The 24,931-nt window shown below is 46.2% G+C and carries 19 protein-coding genes and 2 pseudogenes; 11 read left to right on the top strand and 10 right to left on the bottom strand.

Features of this window, described 5'->3' with window-relative positions:
- Window positions 1-313 precede the first annotated feature (313 nt).
- From B5D35_RS13565 to B5D35_RS13555, 4 genes and pseudogenes are all read right to left on the bottom strand, one after another.
- Entirely contained in the window at window positions 314-1,330 is a 1,017-nt protein-coding gene (locus B5D35_RS13565; protein WP_078753099.1) for an adenosine deaminase, read from the bottom strand.
- Window positions 1,331-1,604: 274 nt separating this feature from the next.
- Window positions 1,605-1,898 (bottom strand): response regulator, encoded by a 294-nt coding sequence (locus B5D35_RS24920; protein WP_244556603.1) that lies wholly within the window; start codon window positions 1,896-1,898, stop codon window positions 1,605-1,607.
- Entirely contained in the window at window positions 1,891-3,429 is a 1,539-nt protein-coding gene (locus B5D35_RS13560; protein ID WP_244556602.1) for an ATP-binding protein, read from the bottom strand. The genes B5D35_RS24920 and B5D35_RS13560 overlap by 8 nt, the downstream gene beginning before the upstream one ends.
- A 249-nt stretch (window positions 3,430-3,678) precedes the next feature.
- Window positions 3,679-4,900: pseudogene (locus B5D35_RS13555) on the bottom strand (NRAMP family divalent metal transporter).
- Between the two features lie 392 nt (window positions 4,901-5,292).
- Between B5D35_RS13555 and B5D35_RS13550 the strand changes: the two are divergent.
- The 3 genes from B5D35_RS13550 to B5D35_RS13540 all read left to right on the top strand — a co-directional run bounded on the left by B5D35_RS13550 (window position 5,293) and on the right by B5D35_RS13540 (window position 9,092).
- Complete coding sequence (locus tag B5D35_RS13550; RefSeq protein WP_078753098.1) at window positions 5,293-5,787, top strand: DUF2867 domain-containing protein; 495 nt, start codon at window positions 5,293-5,295, stop codon at window positions 5,785-5,787.
- A 95-nt stretch (window positions 5,788-5,882) separates the two neighbouring features.
- Complete coding sequence (locus tag B5D35_RS13545; RefSeq protein WP_078753097.1) at window positions 5,883-6,575, top strand: ribonuclease T2 family protein; 693 nt, start codon at window positions 5,883-5,885, stop codon at window positions 6,573-6,575.
- A 690-nt stretch (window positions 6,576-7,265) separates the two neighbouring features.
- Complete coding sequence (locus B5D35_RS13540; RefSeq protein ID WP_078753096.1) at window positions 7,266-9,092, top strand: M28 family metallopeptidase; 1,827 nt, start codon at window positions 7,266-7,268, stop codon at window positions 9,090-9,092.
- Between the two features lie 57 nt (window positions 9,093-9,149).
- On the opposite strand, the gene B5D35_RS13535 is transcribed toward B5D35_RS13540, so the two are convergent.
- A complete protein-coding gene (locus B5D35_RS13535; RefSeq protein ID WP_078753095.1) occupies window positions 9,150-10,100 on the bottom strand; it encodes an AraC family transcriptional regulator in 951 nt (316 codons plus the stop codon).
- A gap of 99 nt (window positions 10,101-10,199) precedes the next feature.
- Between B5D35_RS13535 and B5D35_RS13530 the strand changes: the two genes are divergently transcribed.
- Complete coding sequence (locus B5D35_RS13530) at window positions 10,200-10,826, top strand: cytochrome P460 family protein (protein ID WP_078753094.1); 627 nt, start codon at window positions 10,200-10,202, stop codon at window positions 10,824-10,826.
- A gap of 10 nt (window positions 10,827-10,836) precedes the next feature.
- The gene (locus B5D35_RS13525) at window positions 10,837-11,379 is read left to right on the top strand and encodes a cytochrome P460 family protein (protein WP_078753093.1); all 543 of its coding nucleotides are present in this window, start codon (window positions 10,837-10,839) and stop codon (window positions 11,377-11,379) included.
- Window positions 11,380-11,408: 29 nt separating this feature from the next.
- On the opposite strand, the gene uraH is transcribed toward B5D35_RS13525, so the two are convergent.
- A complete protein-coding gene (gene uraH / locus B5D35_RS13520; RefSeq protein ID WP_078753092.1) occupies window positions 11,409-11,762 on the bottom strand; it encodes a hydroxyisourate hydrolase in 354 nt (117 codons plus the stop codon).
- A 144-nt stretch (window positions 11,763-11,906) separates the two neighbouring features.
- Window positions 11,907-13,118: an MFS transporter gene (locus tag B5D35_RS13515; protein WP_078753091.1), complete on the bottom strand. Its 1,212-nt coding sequence runs from the start codon at window positions 13,116-13,118 to the stop codon at window positions 11,907-11,909.
- A gap of 279 nt (window positions 13,119-13,397) precedes the next feature.
- On the opposite strand from B5D35_RS13515, the gene B5D35_RS13505 reads away from it, so the two are divergent.
- The 3 genes and pseudogenes from B5D35_RS13505 to adiA all read left to right on the top strand — a co-directional run bounded on the left by B5D35_RS13505 (window position 13,398) and on the right by adiA (window position 18,009).
- Entirely contained in the window at window positions 13,398-13,775 is a 378-nt protein-coding gene (locus B5D35_RS13505) for a hypothetical protein (protein WP_078753089.1), read from the top strand.
- A gap of 342 nt (window positions 13,776-14,117) precedes the next feature.
- Window positions 14,118-15,452 (top strand): annotated as a pseudogene (gene potE / locus B5D35_RS13500) (putrescine-ornithine antiporter).
- Window positions 15,453-15,711: 259 nt separating this feature from the next.
- On the top strand, window positions 15,712-18,009 hold the full coding sequence (adiA, locus tag B5D35_RS13495; RefSeq protein ID WP_078753088.1) for an arginine decarboxylase: 2,298 nt from the start codon (window positions 15,712-15,714) through the stop codon (window positions 18,007-18,009).
- A gap of 105 nt (window positions 18,010-18,114) precedes the next feature.
- Here adiA and B5D35_RS13490 read toward each other — a convergent pair whose 3' ends face one another.
- Entirely contained in the window at window positions 18,115-19,002 is an 888-nt protein-coding gene (locus B5D35_RS13490) for a sulfotransferase family protein (protein WP_078753087.1), read from the bottom strand.
- 192 nt (window positions 19,003-19,194) lie between these two features.
- On the bottom strand, window positions 19,195-19,914 hold the full coding sequence (locus tag B5D35_RS13485) for a type 1 glutamine amidotransferase (RefSeq protein WP_244556601.1): 720 nt from the start codon (window positions 19,912-19,914) through the stop codon (window positions 19,195-19,197).
- A gap of 382 nt (window positions 19,915-20,296) precedes the next feature.
- Here B5D35_RS13485 and uvrY point away from each other — a divergent pair, with 382 nt between their 5' ends.
- From uvrY to pgsA, 3 genes are read left to right on the top strand one after another with little or no spacing between them, the layout of a single operon-like run.
- Window positions 20,297-20,941, top strand: coding sequence for a UvrY/SirA/GacA family response regulator transcription factor (gene uvrY, locus B5D35_RS13480; RefSeq protein ID WP_067409937.1), 645 nt, complete (start codon window positions 20,297-20,299; stop codon window positions 20,939-20,941).
- A gap of 6 nt (window positions 20,942-20,947) precedes the next feature.
- Window positions 20,948-22,783: an excinuclease ABC subunit UvrC gene (gene uvrC, locus B5D35_RS13475; protein ID WP_280174683.1), complete on the top strand. Its 1,836-nt coding sequence runs from the start codon at window positions 20,948-20,950 to the stop codon at window positions 22,781-22,783.
- A gap of 43 nt (window positions 22,784-22,826) precedes the next feature.
- Complete coding sequence (pgsA, locus tag B5D35_RS13470) at window positions 22,827-23,381, top strand: CDP-diacylglycerol--glycerol-3-phosphate 3-phosphatidyltransferase (RefSeq protein WP_078753085.1); 555 nt, start codon at window positions 22,827-22,829, stop codon at window positions 23,379-23,381.
- Between the two features lie 27 nt (window positions 23,382-23,408).
- Here the strand turns inward: pgsA and B5D35_RS13465 are convergent, their stop codons facing one another.
- Window positions 23,409-24,917, bottom strand: coding sequence for an O-antigen ligase family protein (locus tag B5D35_RS13465; protein WP_078753084.1), 1,509 nt, complete (start codon window positions 24,915-24,917; stop codon window positions 23,409-23,411).
- Window positions 24,918-24,931: the final 14 nt, after the last annotated feature.

The following is a 24,931-nucleotide window of genomic DNA, read 5'->3' as shown; positions in this document are numbered from 1 at the left end:
CTTACAGGACTGGGTATGCCTGAAACTCAGTATATTGCTTAAGAACCGAACAACTTTAGGCTGCCATGTCTTCCAACCGAATTAAGCAACAAAGCCGCTGTCGGTATAGCCAAATCATGTGATTCGTGTGAACGCCTATGAACGTCACCTCAATGATGATGAGTAGGAGTGTGAAAAGTACGATAACGTCTTTGACGGGTAACGATTTACGTCGATTTCGGTACAGCAAATGCAGTACCGAGAGTGTCGTACCAACGTATATTTGGTTTTGTTGCCGAATGCGGGGTTATGCGGAAAAATCAAATCCTAGGACTTAATGTCCATCCCCGTGGTTTTGCCAAAAATCATCGAGCTGAGCGTTTAACTGGCGGGCTTCTTCATCGCTGATGAATGACGCTTCAATGGCGTTTTTCGTCAGTTGTACCAGTTGGTGTTTGCTCGGACTCAGCGCATGTGTCAACGCGAGAAAGTTGTCTGTCATATAGCCCCCAAAAAATGCGGGGTCATCAGAGTTTACAGTGACGCACAATCCTTTATCTAACAGCGTTAGGATATTGTGGTCCTCCATGGTGTCAAAAACCCGAAGTTTAACGTTTGAAAGTGGGCAGACCGTCAAAGGCATTCGAGTTTTGGCAAGCTCTGCGACAAGTATGGGATCTTGCGTGCATTGCACACCGTGATCAACACGGCTGACATTCAGCAGAGACAACGCATCCCAAATGTTGTTTGCTGGGCCTTCTTCTCCCGCGTGAGCGACGGTTTTTAACCCCATCGACATTGCTTTCGCAAATACACGTTGGAATTTAGCGGGTGGATGCCCGATTTCCGATGAATCCAACCCAACACCAACGATTCGATTCAGATGAGGCTCTGCCTGAGACAGTGTTTCAAAGGCTTCCTCTTCTGACAAATGCCGCAAGAAACACAGGATAAGTTTGCTGGTGATACCGAGCTCTTTTTCGCCTTGGCGCAGCGCATGGTAGATACCATTGATGACTGTGTCGAAGTCAATACCTCTGACTGTGTGTGTCTGTGGGTCAAAGAAAATTTCGGTGTGAATGACGTTGTCCGCTTTACAGCGCAGTAAGTAGGCCCATGTTAGGTCGAAAAAATCTCTTTCTGTGACGAGAACATTCGCGCCTTGGTAGTAGATATCCAAGAAGGATTGGAGATCTTCAAATTGGTAAGCTTTTCTCGCGTCTTCGACTGTTTCATAGGGTAAAGGAATACCGTTTCTTTCGGCCATTTCGAACATCAACTCCGGCTCCAAGGCGCCTTCGATATGCAGATGAAGTTCAACTTTCGGTAATCGACGAACAAATACTTCCATGACAACCTCCCAGCTCAATAAAGAAGCACCGTGATTAGTGGGCATTTGAATTAGCGGTTTCATTCATTACCGTTTACGGCAGACGTTGAGGTAATGAGCGGTGTGCATACTGTATAAACACAAGCTAGTAATGTCTGGAGGAACGGTCAAATTTCAGAGAGGCAAAATTGAAAAGTAAACGATTTTTTAACGATTTATGAGAGATCCCAGAAAGGTTCAGTAAAAAGGATTTACGCGGCGAGAAATGTGTGTCGCCGCATAAATCAAGTCGCGATTACGCATCAAAAACGTCGTGTTGCTTACCCATCCAATTGTCAATCATGTCAAGCATAGTGCGCCGATTGACAGGCTTTGCGATGAAGTCATCCATGCCCACGCGTTTGCAACGATCTCGGTCTTGTTGGCTGACATTCGCGGTCATTGCAAGAATCGGTAGTGCATTACTCTGTTCGTCAAGTTCCCGGATCTCTTTACAGGCTTCGAATCCGTCCATTTCAGGCATTTGAAGATCCATTAGAACCAACGCAAACTTTCGCTGCTTAATCGCTTCAATGGCCTCTTTATCCATTACTTGCGGTTGTCACTCTGAACCCTGATAGCTCAAGGATGGTGCGTGCGACCAATTGGTTGGCGGGGTTATCTTCGACTATCAAGATTTCTACCGTGTCCTTGGTGCGATAGGCTTTTCTCGTTTCAGCGTATATTTCGGTTTCTTCGGGGAAGCGCATGGCGCAAGGAAGCAATACAGTAAACTCACTCCCGTCGCTGACTTGGCTGCATAAGGTTAATTCGCCTCCCATGAGGGAGACGAGTCGTTGAGATATTGCAAGCCCCATGCCTGTGCCGCCATGAATTCGAGAGAAAGTGCCGTCTTTTTGTGTGAAGGGTTCGAAAATGATTTGGCGATGCTCTGGTGCAATCCCAATACCGGAGTCTCTCACTTGTATTTTTAGCCCTTTGGGAAATCCGTGACTGAGGACGACTTCAACTTCACCTTCTTCGGTAAATTTCATGGCGTTTGATACCAAATTAGTCAGTACTTGTGACAATTTCCCCTTGTCACAAGTGGCAAGAAATCGATGGTTCAGATCGTCATCCAGCAGCAAGGTGATGCCTTTTTTTTTCGCCGAGCTCTGAAATAGCGCGAGGACGTTCTTACTCATCTCACTCACATCAAACTCAGTTTCGTGCAGATCCAATGCGCCAATGTCTATTTTCGAATAGTCCAGAACATCGTTGAGCTGGCTTAGCAACAGATTGGCAGCATCATCAGCCATTTCCACGAGGGGTTGGCAGTGTTCGGGGATGTCGGCTTCCTGAAGAATGTCGAGAGCGCCCATAATGGCATTCATCGGCGTCCTAATTTCGTGGCTCATTGTGGCAATAAATTGCGATTTGGCTACGTTAGCTGAATCCGCATTCTTCTTCGCATCGACAAGCTCTGCTTCTCGTTTTACATGTTGGTTTAGCAGGCGCTCTAGTACGTTCACCCCATTATTTAATCTGATCAGTTCATCGCTTTTTGTATCTAAAACTTCATCGGTATAAGACATGTTAACCAGTCGCTTGTTGATTCGCGAAAGGGGAGAAAGTACGAGATATTGTGAAATGAACATCGTCATTAAGGCGAGGGTGATCAATAGGCCGGCTGAGTATATTCGGACTTCTTCAACGTGCTTTGAGATGTCTGCCAGCATTTGCTTTTTACTCATCGAAATTCTCATGGTTCCGATAGAGCGGCCTTCATATTCAACCAGATTGCTGAAGTTGAGCGCCATGGGGTTATCGTCATGAGGTCGATCTCCCCATTGGCCAATTTCAGTGTCACGTTGGGAGACGATCGAAATGTAACAAAGGTCAGGATAATGTTGTGCCATGCGATCGAGCTTTGCGTTGAGCGCGCCACTTTGCTCGGCGAGAACATCATCTGAAAGGGCTTCAGTGAGGGCGAGAAAATTGGCACGAATTTGCGCATCCATTTGTTTTTCAAGGTAGGTTGTCTCATAGTTTCGAACCACTTCTCCGGAGAGATAACTGAGCGCAAGCGTAATCGACAACACCGACAAGGTGTATTTAAACCACAGAGGTAAATGAGGCATGCAACGTACTCCTACCGTTATTCTCGCTTTCCCATTCTGCATACCAAACGTCAGTTTGAGAGTCAAAATGACGTCTTTTTACGCATTTGGGCCTAAATAATTAGGGAACGAATAGATAGTGGAGCTACTGCATATAGCTTGCCAATGTCGTAGTGAGGTTCGAGTGAAAGGAGATAAAGGTGAAGGGGATAACAAAAAGGGCCTCAGCGTTACTCCTGAAGCCCTTGGGTCAATGGGTAAAGGTATAAATTAGCCGATGAACTTTGCAATGAAGCCGTTGACATTGCTTAAGCTTGCTGCCGCCATTACCACCACGATCATCGCTCCGATGACGGACAGATATACAGGGTGTTTATAATCACCCACGATGTCTTTACGGCGGGTTGCAGCAAGAACAAATGCCAGTACAACAGGTAGGATAATACTGTTTACAAGACCTGCCAGCATCAGCAGAAGAATTGGCATGTTCATCATTACTGTGCCCACGCTGGTCACTATGATAAAACCACAACACCATGCTTTTTCATTGCGAGCAACCACAGGGAACAGGGTTTTAATCAGTGAAATTGCCATGTAGGAGTTACCGACAACTGACGTGATTGAAGCGACAAACAGGACAAGGCCAAAGATGAAGTAACCGACTTCGCCTGCGCCTTGACGGAACGCATCAGCGGCTGGGTTAGAAGCATCTAGCACTGCGCCCGATGCGATCACACCGAATACGGCGAGGAACAAAAGAATGCGGATAACGACGGCGATGGAAATGCCCGCCCATGCCGCTGTTTTGATTGAATCAACGTTCTGTTTGCCTTGAAGGCCAATATCAACAAGACGTTGTGCACCGGTATAGTAACCGCCCACCGCACCACCAACGATCGTTAACGTTGGAAGCAAAAGGTTGCCCATATCGCTTGGAAGAACAGCTGCAGCCAATGTTTCACCTAACGGTGGCAGGCTAGTCATGGCGACGTAGGCAATCAGGACAATCATGAATAGTCCCAAGTAGCGTGCCATTTGGTCCATGCGTTTAGATGCGTTGTGAACCACAAACAACAAACAACAAACAACCCACCACACCCGTGAATAGTGCACCCCAAGTGGTGTCTACACCCGTCAGTACATTGATACCCAGTGCCGCACCGCTGACGTTACCAAAATTGAACGCAACCGCGCCCAGCGCCAACAGAATACCAATGAAGTAGCCTGCGCCCGGTGCAATTTTGTTTGCAATGTCTTGAATGCGCAGACCAGAAACACCCACGATGCGCCACAAGTTCATCACAATACCGAAGGTGATAAACATGGAAGCGAAGACAGGGAAAGCCATGTCAATTTTGTAGATGTTGGTGAATACAGCGGTTTGAGTCAGAAAGCCGGGACCTACAGAGGTCGTCGCCATCAAAAATGCGACGCTTAGGATTGCTTTTGTTTGCCAGGATGATGCGTTTGAAGCGTGTGTTTGCGTGGTCATGCCGATTCCGAAATTTTGTTGTTTCCCTATTTATAAAAAAAGGAAAAGCAACTGACCGGGATCAGCTGACATAAGGGCGTTAACCCTTTGAAAACGCGGCCTGTGTAGAAGACCGTTTTTGCTGGGCGCGGATGTTAGTGCGTTCGAAAAAGTAAGTCAAACACTTTATTTCAATCGTTGTGAAATAAATATCGGGTCCGTTTCAGTGCGATGCAAACGATTGCCTAGGTTGTCAGATTTCTCCACCCAAAAGAGTGAGATATTGACGACGAATCTGGATGTATATAGACGAAAACATAAGAAAATGACGAATCGTCATTGTTTATTGACGGGGGGTTAATTAGGGTGAGTAGGGTGCAGAAAAGAGTGAAAAAAGACGACAGAGAGAACACATGAAAGGAATTCCGGCATTCACGGAACTGAACAGTTACAGCGATGATGCATCTTTTGCGGATAATCACTCACAGGTTATCGCCTATTCCGGTGAAAGCGCCATGGATATCTACCTGAAAGTGATGGCGAACACACCGGCTTGGATTAGCAACTTGATGAAGTTACGAAACACATTGGTTTCTAAAATCGGACTTAAACACCTTGGTAACTTCGATGATTTTAGTCCTCCCAAAACCGCTGACGAGTACCACGTTGGTGATCAGGTCGGGATTTTCCAAATGATTTATAAATCGCAGACGGAGGTGATCATGGAAGACAGAGACAAGCACCTTGACGTTAAACTCTCTTTTCACATTCAACCCAATGGCAGTGAGGTAACCGTGACCGCGAGTACTGTGGTGCATGTTAAAAACACCCTTGGTCGTGTCTATATGCTTTTTGTTGGGCCGGTGCATAAGCTTATTGTTCCTGCATCTTTAAAGCGGTTGCCCTGAACAATGTGAAGTTGACCGCGATTTAATGTGACTTTTTGGGGGAGCAACGCTATCTTTCGCGCAAAGAGACTGCCCCAAAACGTTGAGGAGAATACGTGGCTACTTTATTCAGGAACTTACTGCGACTTTGTTTGCTCGTTACCCTTTCTTTTTCGATTGTTGGCGTGTCTGTTGCGGGAGATAGATATGCAGGGACAAGCTGTAATATCGAGGCTGGGCTACTCAACAAACACTATGACAATCGGTTGGATTACCAAAATAAACAGGTAGATACAGATTTCTTCTTGTTGGTGTATTCAAATTCTCCGCGCTTTTGTGATTATATGGCACGAAAAAATCGCGATCAGGGTGTGAAGTTTCAATGTCAATCTGACAATGATTTCGGTTGGGTTGTTCACGGACTTTGGGGTGAATCAGAAACAGCCTACAAATCAGGAAATAACAAAGGACACCCGAGATTTTGTAAGGGAGACTTGAAGCCTCTTCCACTAAATACCATCGAACCTTACTTGTGTATGAGCCCAGGCACTAAGCTGCTTCAAGGACAATGGGAAAAGCATGGGGCGTGCGATTTTGATTCTGCGAAAGAATACTTTGATAAAGCGTTGTCTCTGGCGCAGAGATTTGAAGTGCCACCGAGCGAATTAAATGCAAAGCGTGCAATGCGCTGGATGAGAGACAATAACCCTGAACTCAAACACATTTGGCTTCACCAAACACGACATGAGTTTGGTATCTGTTTTGACACTAATTTCCAAGTGATGTCTTGCCCCAAGAAAAAACGATAGTGTAGACGGCTAACAACTCGTTGCTTTTTTCCTCTTTTGGGGCGGCTTATTCTTGGTCGTGATGTATCCAGCATTGTGCCAGATACTGAGTTGTCGAATATTTGTTAGGTGGAATTAAAGAAAATGGCAGGCTTTATTAGCCCGCCACTCATTTCCTTTATGATAATTGTTTCAGAGTGTGACGGCTCGATATTCTTTAGGGTTAATGCTATTTAATGGGGAAAGTGTGGGTGTGCTATTTCCTATTGGTTGTGTTTTTCTGATTCAACGATGAACATGTGTGCATATAAAGAAATTCAGACATAAAAATTCACTATTGAGACAGAATCCTCCTGATTACCCCTGTTTCCTCGTTAAAGTCGCGTTCCGCACTGTGATAGTGCTGCATGGGTATTCACGCGATGTTTAATCATCGTGTTGAGGGATAGTGTTTAAAATGGGCATTTTTTTCTTCTGTTTAAATACTTATGAGAGAAAAGTGAGTTTGTTTGTTTTAACGCTTCTTACAAATCTAATTTAATTAATAAGACTGTGTATAAATATTGGTAACAAATATGGTTAATTAATGCATTTGTTAGTGAGATGAATTTGTGAGTCATCCCTAACTTTGGATGGGTTGATTTTTTTTGGTTCTGGTTGCTGCTTATTTTGAATGCTTGACTAGTAACGTCAAATAAAAGGACTGTTTCTATGAGTACATTCAATTCAAATGTAAAAAAGGTCACTCTTATTGTGGTGAGTGCGGCCTTGTTGACGGGCTTTTCAGGGTGTGAAGACCCTCGTTGGGTCGCGAAAAAAGTCAGTAAAGCAATCAAAGAAAAAAGGCTGGTTGATCACCTTGAGGCAATGGAAGGTGCTGCTGTTGCGACGGAAGACGGCAACTCAACCACCCGAGCCGCTGGCACTGACGGATATGAAAACTCCGTTGATTACATAAAGCAAAAGTTAGAAAGGCATGGCTATGACGTGACCTTACAACCGTTCGATTTTCGAAGTTGGATTGAGCTAGACGGAACAACACTCACGGTTAACGGGCAATCCTTAGTGCATGTTCGTGATGCGACGGATGATATTCCTGCTGATTATGCTGCGATGTCCTATTCAGGGAGCTCGGACGGTGCATTAAACGCTGAAATCGCCTTTGTAACACCCGATTTTGATTTCGACTCAGCGGATTATGATGATACCGATGCTTGTACAGCCTCAGATTTTGACGGTGTCGATGTGTCTGGCAAGGTTGCTGTCATCCAGCGTGGGGGTTGTACCTTTAATGCCAAAGTCGTGAACGCTGAAGCTGCTGGGGCAGTGGGGGCGATAGTATTCAATCAAGGCAACAGCGACGGTAGAAAAGGCGTTGTAAATGGTACTCTGGGCAGCGATTCTGCGGCCACTATTCCGGCATTTGGTGCAAGATATGATCTTGGAAAAGGCTGGTATGACGCGCTACAAGGTGGTGGTGATGCGATTGCCGCTGCGTTGAACATCGGTGTTAAAGATGATGTCGTTGTGACGCAAAACGTGATTGCAGAAACCAAGGGCGGAAACCCAGATCAAATTGTAATGCTGGGGGCGCATTTGGACTCGGTACCTGAAGGGCCGGGTATCAATGATAATGGTTCCGGGTCTGCGGGTGTGCTTGAGTACGCCATACGCCTGAAAAAGAAACTGAAGCGTTTGCCTGTCCATCAGAAAAACAAAGTGCGTTTTGCGTGGTGGGCTGCCGAAGAAGCAGGGTTGGTAGGGTCTGAATATTACACCAATGAAGTGTTCGGTGCGTACTATCAAGATGCGCAGACGCAAATCATGGAAGAACTCGGTATTACCGATCCTAGCGAACTAACGGCTGAACATCGCGAATTGATTGAAGCGAGATACTTAGAAATCAATCCGGTAAAAATGTACTTAAACTTCGACATGATAGGTTCGCCCAATTACATCTATGGTGTGATGGATGGTGACTTGTCGGATACCAAGGACAGCCCTGACAATGCGTATCCTGATGACTTTGAGCCACCAGAAGGGACCGCGCATATCGAGGGAATGTTCAACGAGTTCTTTACCAAGAAAGACGAGTCGACAGTGCCTCAAGCACTCTCTAAACGTTCGGACTACTCCGGTTTCGCTGATTGGGGAATCGCGTTTGGTGGTTTGTTTACAGGGGCTGAAAAACTCAAATCGGCGGAAGAAGTTGAGCAATTTGGTGGCGAAATCGATGTGGCATACGACAAGTGTTATCACCAAGCGTGTGATGACTTGAATAACGTTGCCAACAACGCGCTGACGATGAATTCGCGTGCAATGGCGTACGTTGCGACGTTTTATGCGATGAGTGAAGACCTCTATGCGGATACGCAAAATGAGGCTCCAGCACCGCAACAAAGAACGCTACGTACGTTGTCGGTAGATAATGATGGCCATGAGCATGAACATCGAATCGGTGAGAAGATCAAGTCGGCATCGCGTGAAGTGGCAGATCACGGGCACTTCCATGGTGATTTTGACCAAGATCGAGAGTAAATACCTCGCGATACTTCATTCTTGAAATGTGAAATAGAGGGGAGCCTTCGGGCTCCTTTATTCGTTGATGTTTGAATGTGATGACAAGCTACGAATCTCCGCAGGCGACAACCCTAACTCGCGAACCAGAGAGCGACTCAGAGTCCGACCTGATGTAAACCCCAGAGAAACCGCGATTTTGTCCATCGAGTCGTTGGTATAACGCAGTGCGTGGTAAGCCTTTAAACGTCGCCAGTGATTGAGGTACGTCATGGGTGCCACACCAACGGCATCTTGGAAGTGCCTGACGAGGGTTGCTTTAGACATACCCACTTCTTTGCCAAGTTCTTCTAGTGTCCAGTCTCTGGCTGGATTTTCGTGAAGATATGATAATGCTTGATGAATGCGTTTATCGCGTATCGCGCGTAAAAACCCAAAAGTACTTTGATGCTCATCAACATGAAACTGCAAAAGCTTTAAAAACAGCACTTCGGTTAGCCTATCTGCGACAGGGCTATTGATACTTCCTGCTTCACGAATTTCCGCATCGATAAGTTCTACCAATCGCCATATTGCACTGTCGTGTCGAATGCCTTCCACGTGGATCACACTGGGCAGCGCATCCATGATGGGGTGGCTGAGTCCTTCATCAAATTGCACCATACCACAGATGAGTTTATGTGTTGTTGGGCCTTGTTGAAACAAGGGTGAATCGAGCTCACAAGCATTGACGGCACGCTCGCTGGGTGTTTTTTTATTACTGGGGTTATCGGCAATCCAGTGTGCATCACCATTGGGCAACAGAAAGATGTCCATCTCCTTTGCCCTTAAAAACGCGTCTTGATGGGTACCCACATAGCACTCTCCCCGAAGGGTGATGTGAAATCGGGGATACCCTAATTTTTCAAGCGATATTCCCCACGGCGCACTGAGTGCAGAGCTGAAAAAAATGGTGCCGCGAAACTTCAGCGTTTCAAGGATATCAGCCAGTAAATTGAAGGTTTGTTGGTGTTTGATTCTTTGGGGCACTGATGTGAGCCTCGGGGCGATAACTCGTGTCTCAACTGTAGCCTAGACTCAGGCCAAACGCTGGATTGTTGAGCGTTTTATCTGTAAGCGAGGTGAAAAATGGAACTTAAAAAAGCAATGTCGGTATCTATACATTCAAACGTACTTTTTTCGTTGGCTTTCCTGAGTGCTGGGTTGTTGTCGATGAACGCCATGGCCGAAGAATATTTCACGATCAAAGACGGAGAGCTACTGAGGCCAACGGGGTATAGAGAGTGGGTTTACGTCGGAACACCTGTAACACCAAATGATATGAATAATGGTAAGGCGGCGTTTCCTGAGCATCACAATGTGTATATTGACCCGAAAAGTTGGGCTCACTGGAAAGAAACGGGCGAGTTTCGAGATGGCACCATCATTATGAAGGAGTTGGTCAGCGTAGGAAGTAAAGTGGCAGTCAGTGGGAATGGCTATTTCCAAGGGGAATATATTGGGTTGGAAGCCACGATTAAAAGTAAAAAACATAACCCAAATGAGCCGGGAAATTGGGCGTATTACAGTTTTTCAACGCCTGATCACTCATCCATTACCAAAGTCGCTAAGCCATTCCCTGCGGCCTCGTGCAACGCGTGTCATCAATCAGCAGCAGCGGATGACTTTGTGTTTACCCAGTATTATCCGGTGCTCCGTGCGGGTAAAGGGAAAGGGGAAGCTGCTTCCGGTGGCTTTACGTCCACGTTGAAATAGTGGTGGTTGAATGATCAACCTTATAAGAAGTGTTGCGTTGACCACTCTGGTGGCAACGAGTGCGTTTGCAAGCGTCAGTGAGTTTTCCCCTTATGTCGACGAAAAAGGGCACATCAGCTTTCCGACGGATTTTAAAAGCAATATGGTGCATCTAGGATCCTGGTTTGTACCCGATGGCGGTGCGAGTGGATTTCATGATGTCTATACGGAAAAGTCGGCGGTTGAGGCGTTTCGCGAAACTGGTGAGTTTCCTGATGGTGCAACGGTAGTCAAAGAACTTCGCGCACACAGCAGTGGGGATTTCACAACAGGCTCGGGGGTAAGCCATGCCACGAGAGAACTGAAACAGTGGTTTGTGATGATAAAAGACAGTGAAAATCGCTTTTCGGGTAACAAAATCTGGGGTGACGGATGGGGATGGGCCTTGTTCAAACCCGGCGCACTGTCGACCAACGCATCCAGCAACTATAAAACGGATTGTTTGGGGTGTCATATTCCCGCAAAAGACACGGATTGGATATACACGCAAGCCTACCCAATGTTGTTTGAATAATCCTTTTGCCAGCCTTTGAGCTGGCTTTTTTAATGGCTGCGGTAAATGGAATAACTAAAGGGGGACACAAATAAGGGCAAGTGGAAGTCTTGTTCGTGATTTGAAATACCAATCCTAACGACAATTTCATCAAACAGTGGAATCGGGTCGAGCAGGAGATTGTAGTGCCGAAAATACGGGGCGGTTTCGAATACCAATTGGTAATGACCAGAGGAAAACTCGCTGTTTTCAAGCAGGGGAGTATCGGGTTCGCCCACTTCGTTGGTAACTGTGGTCAGCAGCGGGATGAGGCCATTTTCATTAATGCGATAGAGGGAGATTTTGATACCCGGCGCGGGTCTACCTGTAGAAGTGTCTAAAACAAGAGTGGTTAGTTTCCCCATAAGAACCAGCCTTTACTGTTTGCCGTACATGACCAATTTCATTCGTTCTCGTACAAATTAGCATTCAATACGGTTTGATTCTAATTCCGATGGTTAAAGTTTGAACAAAAACAGGCGTCGAAACGCCTGTTTTTGTTATAGATACTAGGCTGTTACTGGAGAAGCAACGCGTACCAAAGGCTTGTCGTTGATGGGTAAATGAAGCAGTGCAGCTGCGATTGCCAGCACGACCGATGCCCACCAGATTGGCTCGTACGACCCATAGTAGTCAAATACGCGTCCCCCGACCCATGCACCGAGAAAGCTGCCGATTTGGTGGGTAAAAAACACCAAACCGTAGAGCGTCGACATATAGCGCGGGCCAAAAATCTGGCGAACCAATCCGGATGTTAACGGCACAGTTCCCAGCCAACAAAAACCAATTGCCGCGCCAAAGATTGTGGCTGATTCGGTTGTCAGAGGCAGCATAACAAACAAGGCTAATACAACGGCGCGCATCATGTAGAGACTGGTCATAACAATGCGCTTATTGAATCGGTCACCCATGAGTCCCCAGAAATACGATCCGAAGATATTGAAGATGCCCACGTAGGCCAGCGCCATCGCGGCTACACCACCGGGTAAGCCTTTGTCTGAAATGTAGCTTGGCAAATGAGTGGCGATAAACATGACTTGGAAGCCACAGACGAAGAAACCCGCATGAATTAACCAATAGCCTGGGTGTTTGAACGCTTCTTTCAGGGCCTCTGTCAGCGTTTGATTATTTTCCGCTGCACTCACGGTGGAGTTCTTCGCGGAGGTTTTCATAAACACCGAAAAGGCAATCATTACCGTACATACCATGGCGAACACTTGCATCGCTGTCTGCCAGTCGTAGTTGGCAAGTAGAGATTGTGCGCCTGGGATAACGGCAAACATGCCGAACGACCCCATGGCTGTCGTCAAGCCAAATGCTTTCGCGGTGTGCTCTGCGGGCACTACTTTTGCAACGGCACCCAGCACGATCACGTAGCTGGTGGCACTCAAACCCAGACCAATAAGTACACCCATTGAGAGATAGAGTACGCCAGTCGTTGTTGCAATCGATGTTAGGTACAAGCCCAATGCATAAGCGATACCGCCCAGCGAAATAATGCGTTTTGCACCGAATCGGTCTGCCGCCATGCCTATAAAGGGTTGGAATGCACCAAACATGAGGTTTTGTAAGGCGATGGCAAGACTAAAGAATTCGCGACCTGACTGAAAAGTGTCAGCAATTGGCATCATAAAGATACCGAATGATTGCCTGATCCCTAGGCTGATGATCAAGGTTCCTATTCCCAGCCATACCAGCAGAGGGAATCTGAAAATACTCATGAAACTACCTTAACGTGAGTGTTAGTGATGTTGGGGGACAGACGGTGTGTTAGCGTCCATGTGTCCTGAAGGTTGTGTGGAGTGGCGTTGATGACATCCACCGTCGACGGCATAGTCACTTAACGCACTCCTTAGTGGTGCGCAGTGATGTACGAAGAACAACGTAAAAATCAGCACCAGGAGCCACCTAGCAAGCTGCGCTGCAAGAGATTGTGAAAACATATTGGCCTCTGGGGTAACAGACGCGCGTAATGTAGAGTTATCAATGGCATGATACAAATGAATAAAATGCAGAAAGGTCATGCGCTTTGCGCATGTCTTGTGGGCTGGGATAGTTTTGAGCAACAAAATGCAAATAGGGTGGGTACCGCTTATGCAGCACTGTTTGAATTTCAGGCGCTTTTCGTTGTAAGGGTGTCTTGTCGAGAAAAAGTTCCTTTCAATCAACAAAATGTCAGTAATAACGGGGAACATGAAACCGCACTTATTTTGCATAGTCATCCGTTTTTAAAAGACCATTTTCTGGAATTTGAAGACAGTATGGAAAAGCGATGTTCCGGTGCTAACCCATTGAATTTCATTTGGAGTGTGATTCGCGTCACATTGATGGGTGAGAAAAAATCAGGGCAGATCAGTGATGAATGTCGAATTGAATAGTGATTTACATCACACCTTGAATCCGGATTTGTGTAACGGATGATTGCATTTTTAGGGGTTTAAAAAAATCGAAAAAGGATAAGAATAGGCCCATCGAATAGAGCGGCACGGTCTAAACGATTTAATGCATATGTTTTTAATTTAGAAAAACATATTCATTAATGGATATGTTCACACGAAGATTCCATTGTGAATACTTGCTGTAATAAGAGCACGTTCGTTATTTCTGATTTTCACCAATATCAAATTGACGCCCTTTAAAATACAGTCGCCACGGAATTGGCCTTGCAACGAAAAACTCACGTTTATTATTCTATCTCGTCTGAATTGAGGGTTAATTTAATGTCTTCAGATGCCAGTAGTAAAAAAATGGGATTGGTTGGTTTAACCGTCCTTGTTGCTGTAAATATGATGGGCTCCGGTATTATTATGCTGCCAGCGAGCTTGGCGCAAGTCGGAACAATTTCACTTCTCTCTTGGGTTATTACCGCGCTAGGCGCGATGTGTATTGCATACACGTTTGCTAAATGTGGTGCCTTCTGTAAGCGTTCTGGCGGTATGTCTGCCTATTCTGAAGAAGCACACGGTAAATCTTCCTTCTTTATTTCCTCATACACATATTACGTATGTTTGGTTATTAGCTGTGTGGCAATTGCAGTTTCAGCGGTAGGTTATATCAAACCGTTTATGCCTTGGCTAAATACCCCAATGCATACCTTCTATGGTGTTGTTGCTATCTTGGTTGTCACTATGGTGGCTAACTTCGGTGGTCCAAAAATTACTGGCCAAATTTCGTCTGTCACCGTATGGGGTATTATTCTTCCAGTACTGGGCTTGTCAGTCATCGGCTGGTGGTGGTTCGATCCACAAACCTTTATCTCAGCTTGGAACCCGCACCACGATACAACAATGCACTCTGTATCTTCAGGTATTGCACTGACACTGTGGGCGTTCTTGGGTATTGAGTCAGCAGGCGCAAACTCGGATGCAGTAGAAAACCCAGAACGTAACGTACCTCTTGCAGTACTGTTTGGTACGGGTTTCGCAGCGGTTGTTTACATCCTGTCTACTACCGTAATCCAAGGTATTATTCCTAACGCAGAACTGGCTAACTCTACAGCACCTTTCGGTCTGGTATTCAGCCACATGTTCAACCCAACTGTGGGTAACATCGTAACGCTTGCTGCAGTTATTGCGTGTATCGGTTCTTTGTTGGGCTGGCAGTTCACCAATGCGCAAGTGTCAAAAGCTGCAGCGGATTAAGGTCTGTTCCCTAAAATCTTCGCGAAAACCAACAAAGCGGGTGCACCTATCATGGGTATGCTGATCATGTTGGTGGCAGAACTTGCTCTGGCAGTGATGACTATCTCTCCAAACTTGGTGAATCAGTTCAACGCCCTGCTAAACCTGGCTGTATTCGTAAACATGGTGCCATACATCCTGTCTATGACGGGTCTGGAAGTGATGCTGCGTAAAAACAAAGTGTCTCCAGCGCAATACAAACTGGGCGCAACCGTCGGTACTTTGGGTGTTATTTACAGCATCTATAGTGTGTATGCTTGCGGCGCAGAGGCAGTATTCGGCGGTACCATCCTGACGCTGTTCGGTTATATCTTCTACGGCTTCATTGCTGCACGAGATGTGAACCCTGAATCAGATGTAAAAGCAAAAGCATAATAAGTGATATTTTCTCCCCAATTAAATGATCACTAAGCAAGAAGCAAAAAAGAAATTTAATCGAATGGCTGGTCTTAATTATTCTCCTGTCATTGGGACTGGCCATTTGATTATCAAAATGTCGAGTAGGACGAGAGATACCCTCGCCACTCAAAATGAAATAACGTTAACCACTCTGCCTGACTTATTTATTTTTGGATAAAAAAGCCATCCAAGCCGTTGACGCTGAAATTAGAAAATTACAGATTAGGTAATTATTATGAGCAACAACTTCAGCAAAATGCGCACTCTGGTTGTAGAGCCGCAAAATATCGATCCAAGCAGCTATGCTGCACGTACAACTCAAGCTCTAATTGAAGAGCTGACTCAACGTACCATTGATATTATTACCGCGAAATCCTATGAAGATGCCAAAGCGGTTATCTTGGCATCGCAAATTGATAGCCTTGTACTGACGCTGGACAAATCTGAAGAACAAATCGTTCACTCTGAAGAAGAAATCGATCTGCTGAATACGCTGAAAGATCGCCAATCAGAAGTGCCAGTGTTCCTGTTAGCAGAACGTGCACGTACCTCTATTCTTGCAAACCGCAAACTGATGGAACGTGTTGACGAGTGTTATTCAGTACTTGAAGACACTGCAGACTTTGTTGCAGGTCGTATCGTGGCAGCGATGAGACGTTACCGTGAGCAAGTATTGCCACCGCTGATGAAAGCGATGATGCAGTACAATGACATCCACGAATATTCATGGTCTGCGCCTGGTCACCAAGGTGGTATTGGTTTCACCAAAACCCCTGCGGGTAACCAGTTCCACCAATTCTACGGTGAGAACCTGTTCCGCACTGATATGGGTATCGAACGTGCAGCGTTGGGTTCATTGCTTGACCACACTGGTGCATTCAAAGACAGCGAAGTAGAAGCAGCGAAAGTGTTCGGTGCTCATGAGTCTTGCTCTGGTATCGTGGGTACGTCTGGCTCAAACCGTACCATCATGCAAGCGTGTCTGAAAGATGACGACATCGCGATCATCGACCGTAACTGTCACAAATCGATTGAACAAGGCCTGATCCTTACTGGCACACGTCCTGTTTACATGGCACCAACTCGCAACTGCTACGGCATCATTGGCCCAATCAGCAAGTCAACCATGGCTGCTGCAAACATCGAGAAGATGATTGCAGAAGGCAAAATGACCAAAGATGCGAAAAACAAAAAACCAAAATACGCAGTGGTAACCAACTGTACTTACGACGGTATGGTTTACAACTCAGAACATGCAGAATCACTGCTGTCTGAAAGCTCTAACCGTATTCACATGGACGAAGCTTGGTTTGGTTATGCTCGCTTCAACCCTGTATACAAAGGCCACTTCGCAATGCGTGGTGATGCGAAAGACCACAATGGTCCAACAGTATTCGCAACGCACTCAACACACAAATTGCTGAATGCACTGTCTCAAGCATCATACATTCACGTTCGTAACGGTGAAGACGCTATCGATTTCGATCGCTTTAACCAAGCGTACATGATGCACACTTCAACATCGCCATTGTATGCAATCTGTGCATCTAACGACGTTGCAGCGAACATGATGAAAGGCCAAAGCGGTCTGTCTCTGACTAACGAAGTGATTCGTGAAGCAGTTATCTTCCGTCAAAGCGTGCGTAAACTGTTCAACGATTACACCTCAGATGGTGATTGGTTCTTCAAACCTTGGAATGCTGAGGTTGTGACTGAAACCAATGGCGACAAAGTGAAGTTCGAAGACGCATCTGTTGAGTCTCTGATGACAGTGCAGGATAACTGGAAACTGCACCCAGAAGACAAATGGCATGGTTTCGACAACATGGACAACGACTGGTGTATGCTGGATCCAATCAAAGTTAGCTTGCTGACTCCGGGTCTGGATGGCAATGGTAACTTCCTGGATCAAGGTGTACCTGCTGCACTGGTTAGCGCATACCTAGGCCGTTTCGGTATCGTTCCAACGCGTACCACTGACTTCCAAGTGATGTTCCTGTTCTCAATGGGTATCACTAAAGGTAAACGCGATACATTGGTTAACACGCTGCTGTCGTTCAAACGTCACTACGACAAAAATGCGTCTCTGGAAACTATCCTTCCAGAACTTGTTGAAAGTGCACCAGAAGTGTACAAAGGCCTTGGCCTTCGTGACCTGGGTGACCGTATGTTCCAATACTTGGTTCGTCACAACCCAGCACAAGTATTGAACGAAGCGTACTCAACACTGCCAGAAGTTGAACTGAAACCACGTACTGCTTACCAACACATTGTTGCGAATGAAGTGGAACTGGTTTCTTCAGACAAACTGGAAGGCCGCGTTGCAGCGCACTCAGTGATCCCTTACCCACCAGGCATCCCAATGCTGATGGGTGGTGAGAACTTTGGTAGCGAAAGCAGCCCTCAAATCCAATACCTCAAAGCACTTGAGGCATGGGATGACGAGTTCCCAGGTTTCGAACACGAAACTGAAGGTGCGGAAAAAGAACACGGTAAATACCACGTTCTGTGTATTAAAACCGACGCGCTTTAAGTAAATAAACAATCAAACGCCTTCCCAAACGGAAGGCGTTTTTTTATCCATTTCTTGCCGCTCTTTCTATTTGTCTAGTTGCCGACTTAATTTATATCTACCTACTTATGCGGCAGGGCACCATGTGTAAACGGTGTTGATGTCTGTCGCCGGCATTTTCAGAACACTGTTACTGCATCTGATATCGCTTCGTTTCATCGCGCGTTCGACATTAGAATGTGGATCCAACTCGGCGTAGTCGAGGATGCTAAGTAGGGTTTTCGACGGGTTGGCGACAAAATCTTCGTAGTTTATCGTGAGAAGGTCGATATCAAGCTCATCGATCTCCTGTCTTGTTGTTTGCAGCAGTTTGTTCAGTTGAAACGCCGTACCCGCGACAGCGTGACGTCGCAATAAATCGTATTGTGCGAGTTCTTGAAGCGAATAAGCACCGCGCCACCACAACATGTTTTTGCCTTTAAATTCCCATTCTTCACTGGAAATGATCGAATTAACTGTCGATGCGGGGTCTCGCATCACGTGAACAAATTTGGCGTCTGGGAAAAGGCTTTGCAGATAGTAAAGACGAGCAGGGCCTGTAAACTTCAGCGCCAATCTTTCTTTTTTGGTGGTTCTCATTCTGTCTTCAAAGATTTTTTTAATCTCGGTGATTTCCATCGGAGAGGCTTGCTTGCCTCTTGCAAAGCCTCGATAGAAATCAACATCGTCGCGGGTCATCGAATCCCAAAACAAGGTCGCTTCTGCTGGCGTTGGCGAAAAGTCATTCGCAAGAGCCGACATCAAGGATTTTTCTGGGTAGTCATTGGCTTTCGAGCGCCATTCATTGGTGTATTTAAACAACTTACGCTGAAAGTTCGATGTCGGATATTTTTCAAACTTTTCGTCCAACCAACACAAGGCTGGGTGGTGGAAAACAAGGTTTGAGATCAGACCCACGCCAGAGCAGGGCGGACCGACAAAAATCAACGGTTTTTTCAATGATGGCTCGTTCATATCAGAAAACCCTCCTTTAGCTTAGTAAAGTGGGGCTGCAATATGAATGCCAGTGTTAATGTTTCGTCTAATCAATAGGTTGAAGTTTTAAGCCTTGCGATGCACAAAAATGATTTGCATATTGAAAATGTGATTTTCTGTTATGCAATTTCCCTGTTGTTGAAATGAGCGTGATGGGGTCGGTGGCGAGCATTACGAACAAGACAAAATGAAACGTCGCAGGAGTGAAACCACGTATTGCCGTTCTCCTTCGCCAAACCACTCGACAGTGCGCCTCGCGCGGTCGACGTTTTCGTCGCCTGCTTTTTCTCTCAAGCGTTCTAGTAATTGAATGATAAATGGGGCCGTAAACTCAGGATGGCATTGCATAGTCAAAATGTGGGTTTCTTTGACTGTGATAGCTTGTGGGCAAAAGTCAGATGAGGCAATTGTCATAAATGTATCGGCGGGAAGATGCACTTGATCTTGATGCACGGCAAGCAATGAAATTGAAGAGGGCGTATCGGCTGTAAAATAACGGCGACCTTGGTGTGTGACGTTCAACGGGTAAAGGCCCATCCCCCAACCCTTATCGGATTTTTCTACGGTTCCGCCAAGGGCAAAATGAATGATTTGGTGGCCGAAACAAACCCCAAGCAAAGGATGATGACGTTTATCACACAAGCGAATAAATGTCGCGAGAGTCTCTATCCAGGGGTCATTGTCGTAAACGCTCCATTTGCTGCCAGTAATGACCCAAACATCACATGCATCGGGTTGCGAGGGAAATTCGCCTTGGAAGCATCGAAAAGTTTTACTGACATTGATGCCATCAATGGATAGCAAACGTTTGAAGGCATCATCATAGTGACCATATACAGAGATGGTGTCTTCGTAGTGATCGTCACAAAGCAAGATACCTACACTTATCACCCGGATTTCTCCTTTGCTGTACTCAATCTGAGTCATAAAATTATGTAAGTAAAGAATAACGGAAACCGTCAGCGAGAAGAAATTTTGAGGTCGCGAAAATCGGTGTGTATTAAGTGTTGGACGATTTGTATTTATTTGGCGAATTGGTTGCTGGATGTAACTGTATGTTGTTATTGAAATTTTGTTCTGAATAGGGTTTCATGGACTAGATTTTATGACGTCATTGTATAATTAGTGACATATTAAAATGAAAAACATGCACTCTTACACAGATTCAACGTGTTCGGACTTTTATTGTTGGGTTAAACTCAAGTAAGATGCAGCACAAAGTCGAGCGCCATAGTGGCGCATGGCGAGCCAAAATCATAGTGGAGAAACAAGCTTGATTAGTGTTTTCCTTGTAGATGATCACGAGCTGGTTCGCACAGGGATACGTCGTCTTCTCGAAGATGAACGTGGTGTTAAAGTGGTAGGGGAAGCCGAAAGCGGTGAGGAAGCAGTCAAGTGGTGTCGTAGCAATCACGCCGACATTATCTTGATGGACATGAATATGCCTGGTATCGGTGGCTTGGAAGCTACGCGTAAACTCCTACGCTATAACCCCGACGCCAAGATTATTGTTCTTACAATTCATACTGAAAATCCATTTCCAACCAAAGTCATGCAGGCAGGAGCGGCTGGCTATCTCACCAAAGGTGCAGGTGCGAGTGAAATGGTTAACGCAATCCGTGCGGTTAACAGCGGACAGCGTTATATTTCGCCAGAGATTGCTCAACAAATGGCGTTGAGTCAGTTTTCTCCAGCGTCAGAAAATCCGTTCAAAAATCTGTCTGAGCGAGAGCTTCAGATAATGATGATGATCACAAAAGGTCAAAAAGTGACGGATATTTCTGAACAATTGAACCTCAGTCCAAAGACAGTAAACAGCTACCGCTATCGACTGTTTAGCAAACTGGGTATCAATGGTGATGTAGAGTTGACCCATTTGGCGATTCGCCATGGTATGCTAGACACAGAGACACTCTAATTAATTCTGTTCCCTGTGTTTGATGCCAAAAACTTTCTAAAAACAGTTTCCGATAAACCGGGCGTCTATCGAATGATGGACGCTTCCGGTGAGATCATTTACGTCGGAAAAGCAAAGTCGCTCAAAAAACGCCTCTCCAGTTACTTCAGGACGAATGTTTCGGGGGAAAAGACCCGTGCGCTGGTGAAAAACATCACCAATGTCGAAGTCACGATCACGCACAGTGAAACCGAAGCGCTTATCCTAGAGCACAACCTCATCAAGCAGCACTTGCCTCGTTACAATGTGCTACTTCGTGATGACAAATCTTACCCGTATATTTTTCTTTCAGCGTCTAAACATCCGCGATTGTCTATCCATCGCGGTGCGAAAAAGCGCAAAGGGGAATACTTCGGACCGTTTCCCGATGCGGGAGCTGTCCGACAAAGCCTTTATCTTCTTCAAAAAATATTTCCGGTTCGCCAATGCGAAGATTCAGTTTATGCGAATCGCACTCGCCCTTGCTTGATGTACCAGATTGGCCGTTGCGCAGGCCCGTGTGTGAAAGACCTCATTTCTGAAGACGATTATGCAGAGCTCGTCAATTTCACTCGTCTGTTTCTGCAAGGCAAAGATCGTCAGGTTATTTCAACGCTGGTGGAAAAAATGGAAGTGGCGAGTCAATCGCTGGCGTTTGAAAAAGCCGCAGAATACCGTGATCAAATTCAAGCCTTACGCCGTGTTCAGGAACAGCAGTTCGTTTCTCAAAACAGTGATGATGATTTGGATGCGATTGGCGTGTCGATTGAAAATGGTATGGCCTGTATTCACGTACTGTTCCTTCGCCAAGGCAAAGTGCTGGGCAGCAGAAGCTACTTCCCGAAAATGCCAGCAAATACAGATTTGAACGAACTGGTTTCCACGTTTATTGGCCAGTTTTATATTAATCAGGCAGAAGGGCGTACCATTCCAACCAGCATATTGTTGGGACCGGATTTAGGTGAAGAACGAGAAACGTTGAGCAAGGCGTTGTCAGAAATCGCGGGCCGAAAAGTGCATATCCAAAGTAAGCCACGAGGCGCGAGAGCGCGTTTCCTCAAATTGGCGCAGACCAACGCGGCAACTGCACTGACGAGCAAGATCAACCATAAAATGACCATCCACAATCGCTTCAATGTGCTCACTGAAGCGTTGGGGCTGGAGTCGGTTAAGCGGATGGAGTGTTTTGATATCAGCCATACCATGGGTGAGCAAACCGTGGCGTCTTGCGTTGTGTTCAATCAAGATGGTCCTGTTAAACAGGAGTATCGACGTTACAATATCACTGGCATTACAGGCGGTGATGATTACGCGGCGATGGCGCAAGTGTTAGAGCGCCGATATGCAAAGCAATCTGACCCGGAAAAAATCCCGGACATCATTCTCATTGATGGTGGTAAAGGACAGCTCAACAAAGCGTGGGAGGTAGTGAAACCACTGTTGGCGGAATGGCCGAAGCACCCATTAATGATTGGTGTGGCAAAAGGCACCACGCGTAAGCCGGGTTTAGAAACATTGATCAAAGTGACCGGTGAGGAATTTTCCATGCCTTCAGACTCACCCGCACTGCATTTGATCCAACACATTCGAGATGAAAGCCATAACCATGCGATTTCGGGTCATAGAGCTAAACGTGCAAAAGCACGTAAGACCAGTGTTTTACAAGAAATTGAAGGTGTTGGGCCAAAACGCCGACAAGCGTTGCTTAAATACCTGGGCGGTATTCAGGAGCTTAAACGCGCATCTGTTGAAGAAATAGCCAAAGTGCCAGGAATTAGCAGAGTTTTAGCTGAGAAAATTCATTCGTCATTGCAACAGCAATGACTTTCGTCCACCATAGCGGTGTTACCCACCAACAATTACAACTATGCGACTGAACATCCCCATAATTCTGACTCTTTTACGCATCGCATTAATTCCTGTTTTTGTCATCGCGTTTTATCTTCCTTACGAGTGGTCGGCGTTTGCTGCTACGCTCATTTTTGTCATTGCAGGTTTTACGGATTGGTTGGATGGGTACCTTGCTCGAACACTCAACCAGACAACTCGATTTGGCGCATTTCTTGACCCCGTTGCCGATAAGGTCATGGTGGCGATTGCATTGGTCTTGATTGCCGAACACTACCATTCCATTTGGGTGACCATACCCGCTGCAACCATGATTGCGCGAGAGGTGATTATTTCAGCCCTTCGAGAGTGGATGGCTGAGCTGGGCAAACGTGCCAGCGTTGCTGTGTCATGGGTAGGTAAGTTTAAAACGGCTGCGCAGATGTTCGCGTTGACCATGCTTCTGTGGCACGGCAATGAATGGATTGTCTACATTGGTTACGCGGCGTTGTACATTGCGACAGCACTGACCTATTGGTCGATGTGGCAGTACCTGTTAGCCGCAAAAGATGATTTACTCAGCGCAGACGACTAGTCTTTTCTGGATGCACCAGAGGCTGCCTTAGGGCGGCCTTTTGTTTTTTCTAGGGTTCGGTATAACTTGTAGCCGTTCGGTCAATCCTCGCCGTTTTGAGCGTGCTTCTTCGTCTATTTCATCTTGTGTTTTCTCCCGCGTTCGTTCGACGTTGTTAACGTAATTCGAGACCGCAGCGGTAAGTGCCAACAAAATATAGATAGGCCAAGTAAACCCTTGCGTCAGGAAGGTGCCTGAAACGCAGAATGCGACGATGCCAGAGTAAAGGCCGTCACTGATACTCCGCACAACAGGATCGTATATCTGAGGGTATTTAGAGACGATATTTGCGGTTTTCTGTGCTGACCGGAAAACGACAAATGTCATATACAAGAAAGCCGTAAGACCGACAAATCCCGTTTCGCCCAAGACGCCAAACCATGTACTGTGAACAGCATGGTTAAGCCCATCCCAGTGGGGAGAATAGAAAAAGTAATTGAAGTAGAAGTTGTTCAGACCCACGCCAGAAATAGGGTTGTCTACGGCCATAAAAAAGACCGCTTCCCACGCGTAAAGTCGACCTTTGGCGGACTCATCTAATCCGTCCTCTGCTGCGCCTCCTGATTTCCGGCTGCTAATACCTGCGAATGCAAACAGAATAAGCATTAAAATACCGCCGCCGACAATCAACAAGGCTTTCGATTCCACTCTTCGCCACGCAATAATACCCAAGGCAGACATAATGCCTAGGAGGCCGCCACGGCTTTGCGTACCGATAATCGCCATAAACAGAGCTGCCGCTGTAATCGCACCGAACAGTCGCTGCTTTTTGGGTAATCCCGAAGTGATGGCAATGGCAATGGCAAATGAAAAAGGGAAAAGAAGCACAAGCGCCAGATCATTTGGGTCCCCCAATACCGAACCGAGCTCTCTACCCACGGTTACCCGAGTTTCTTCCACCATCCCAATGCCATTCATTTTGTTGTAATTAGTCACGAGGGCGATACAAAGACCCGACACCAATATCATGGTGAGGGCACGGCGATAGTGGGCAACGCTGGTAAGTAGCCACGCCAGCGCAGGAGTCATTATTCCGATTTTCACATAGATGTTTTTGTAATAGGCAAATGCCTCTCCAAAGTTCCCCGCTAGGGGTAAACCAATCGTAACCAACGCGAAAAACACGTAGAAACTGGAAAGTTCCTTGCAATTGAACATGCGAATTTTGCCACTAAAGCCAATGTGCCACGCGAGCGTTGTCAATGTTCCCAGAGACAGCATTAAGGGGATCTTGAGCGAATAGAGCTGGGCGAATGCTTCATGCAGTCTGAAAAAGGAAAAGGCAATAAAGAGCAGGCCCAATAACACGGGCTGGCTGATGGTTATAAGCACGGCAAAAGGCAGAATGCCGATGGCAACGGGAATGATAGGATGAGGAACAACGAGCCAAAGCCCGCAAGCCAAGGCGATGAACAATCCAGTGGCATGGACAAAGTGCGTGCGCAGCCTTGTTAGCAGCAGTTGGCGTTGGTTTTCAATCCATTTGAAAAGTTGCATCTGTCGTGCTCTTT

The sequence above is a fragment of the Enterovibrio nigricans DSM 22720 genome (assembly GCF_900167155.1).
In the GTDB taxonomy this organism is placed as follows: Bacteria; Pseudomonadota; Gammaproteobacteria; order Enterobacterales; family Vibrionaceae; genus Enterovibrio; species Enterovibrio nigricans.
Note: the sequence above shows the minus strand (reverse complement) of the source record. Positions and strands in the feature narration are given on the sequence as shown.

Coding starts and splice junctions, on each gene's coding strand:
- B5D35_RS13515 (WP_078753091.1), bottom strand. CDS start 13,118: ATGAGTATTTTCAGATTCCCTCTGCTGGTATGGCTGGGAATAGGAACC.
- B5D35_RS13465 (WP_078753084.1), bottom strand. CDS start 24,917: ATGCAACTTTTCAAATGGATTGAAAACCAACGCCAACTGCTGCTAACA.
- B5D35_RS13530 (WP_078753094.1), top strand. CDS start 10,200: ATGGAACTTAAAAAAGCAATGTCGGTATCTATACATTCAAACGTACTT.
- adiA (WP_078753088.1), top strand. CDS start 15,712: ATGAGCAACAACTTCAGCAAAATGCGCACTCTGGTTGTAGAGCCGCAA.
- B5D35_RS24920 (WP_244556603.1), bottom strand. CDS start 1,898: ATGGATAAAGAGGCCATTGAAGCGATTAAGCAGCGAAAGTTTGCGTTG.
- uraH (WP_078753092.1), bottom strand. CDS start 11,762: ATGGGGAAACTAACCACTCTTGTTTTAGACACTTCTACAGGTAGACCC.
- B5D35_RS13540 (WP_078753096.1), top strand. CDS start 7,266: ATGAGTACATTCAATTCAAATGTAAAAAAGGTCACTCTTATTGTGGTG.
- B5D35_RS13550 (WP_078753098.1), top strand. CDS start 5,293: ATGAAAGGAATTCCGGCATTCACGGAACTGAACAGTTACAGCGATGAT.
- B5D35_RS13560 (WP_244556602.1), bottom strand. CDS start 3,429: ATGCCTCATTTACCTCTGTGGTTTAAATACACCTTGTCGGTGTTGTCG.
- B5D35_RS13565 (WP_078753099.1), bottom strand. CDS start 1,330: ATGGAAGTATTTGTTCGTCGATTACCGAAAGTTGAACTTCATCTGCAT.
- B5D35_RS13505 (WP_078753089.1), top strand. CDS start 13,398: ATGAATAAAATGCAGAAAGGTCATGCGCTTTGCGCATGTCTTGTGGGC.
- pgsA (WP_078753085.1), top strand. CDS start 22,827: ATGCGACTGAACATCCCCATAATTCTGACTCTTTTACGCATCGCATTA.
- B5D35_RS13525 (WP_078753093.1), top strand. CDS start 10,837: ATGATCAACCTTATAAGAAGTGTTGCGTTGACCACTCTGGTGGCAACG.
- B5D35_RS13490 (WP_078753087.1), bottom strand. CDS start 19,002: ATGAACGAGCCATCATTGAAAAAACCGTTGATTTTTGTCGGTCCGCCC.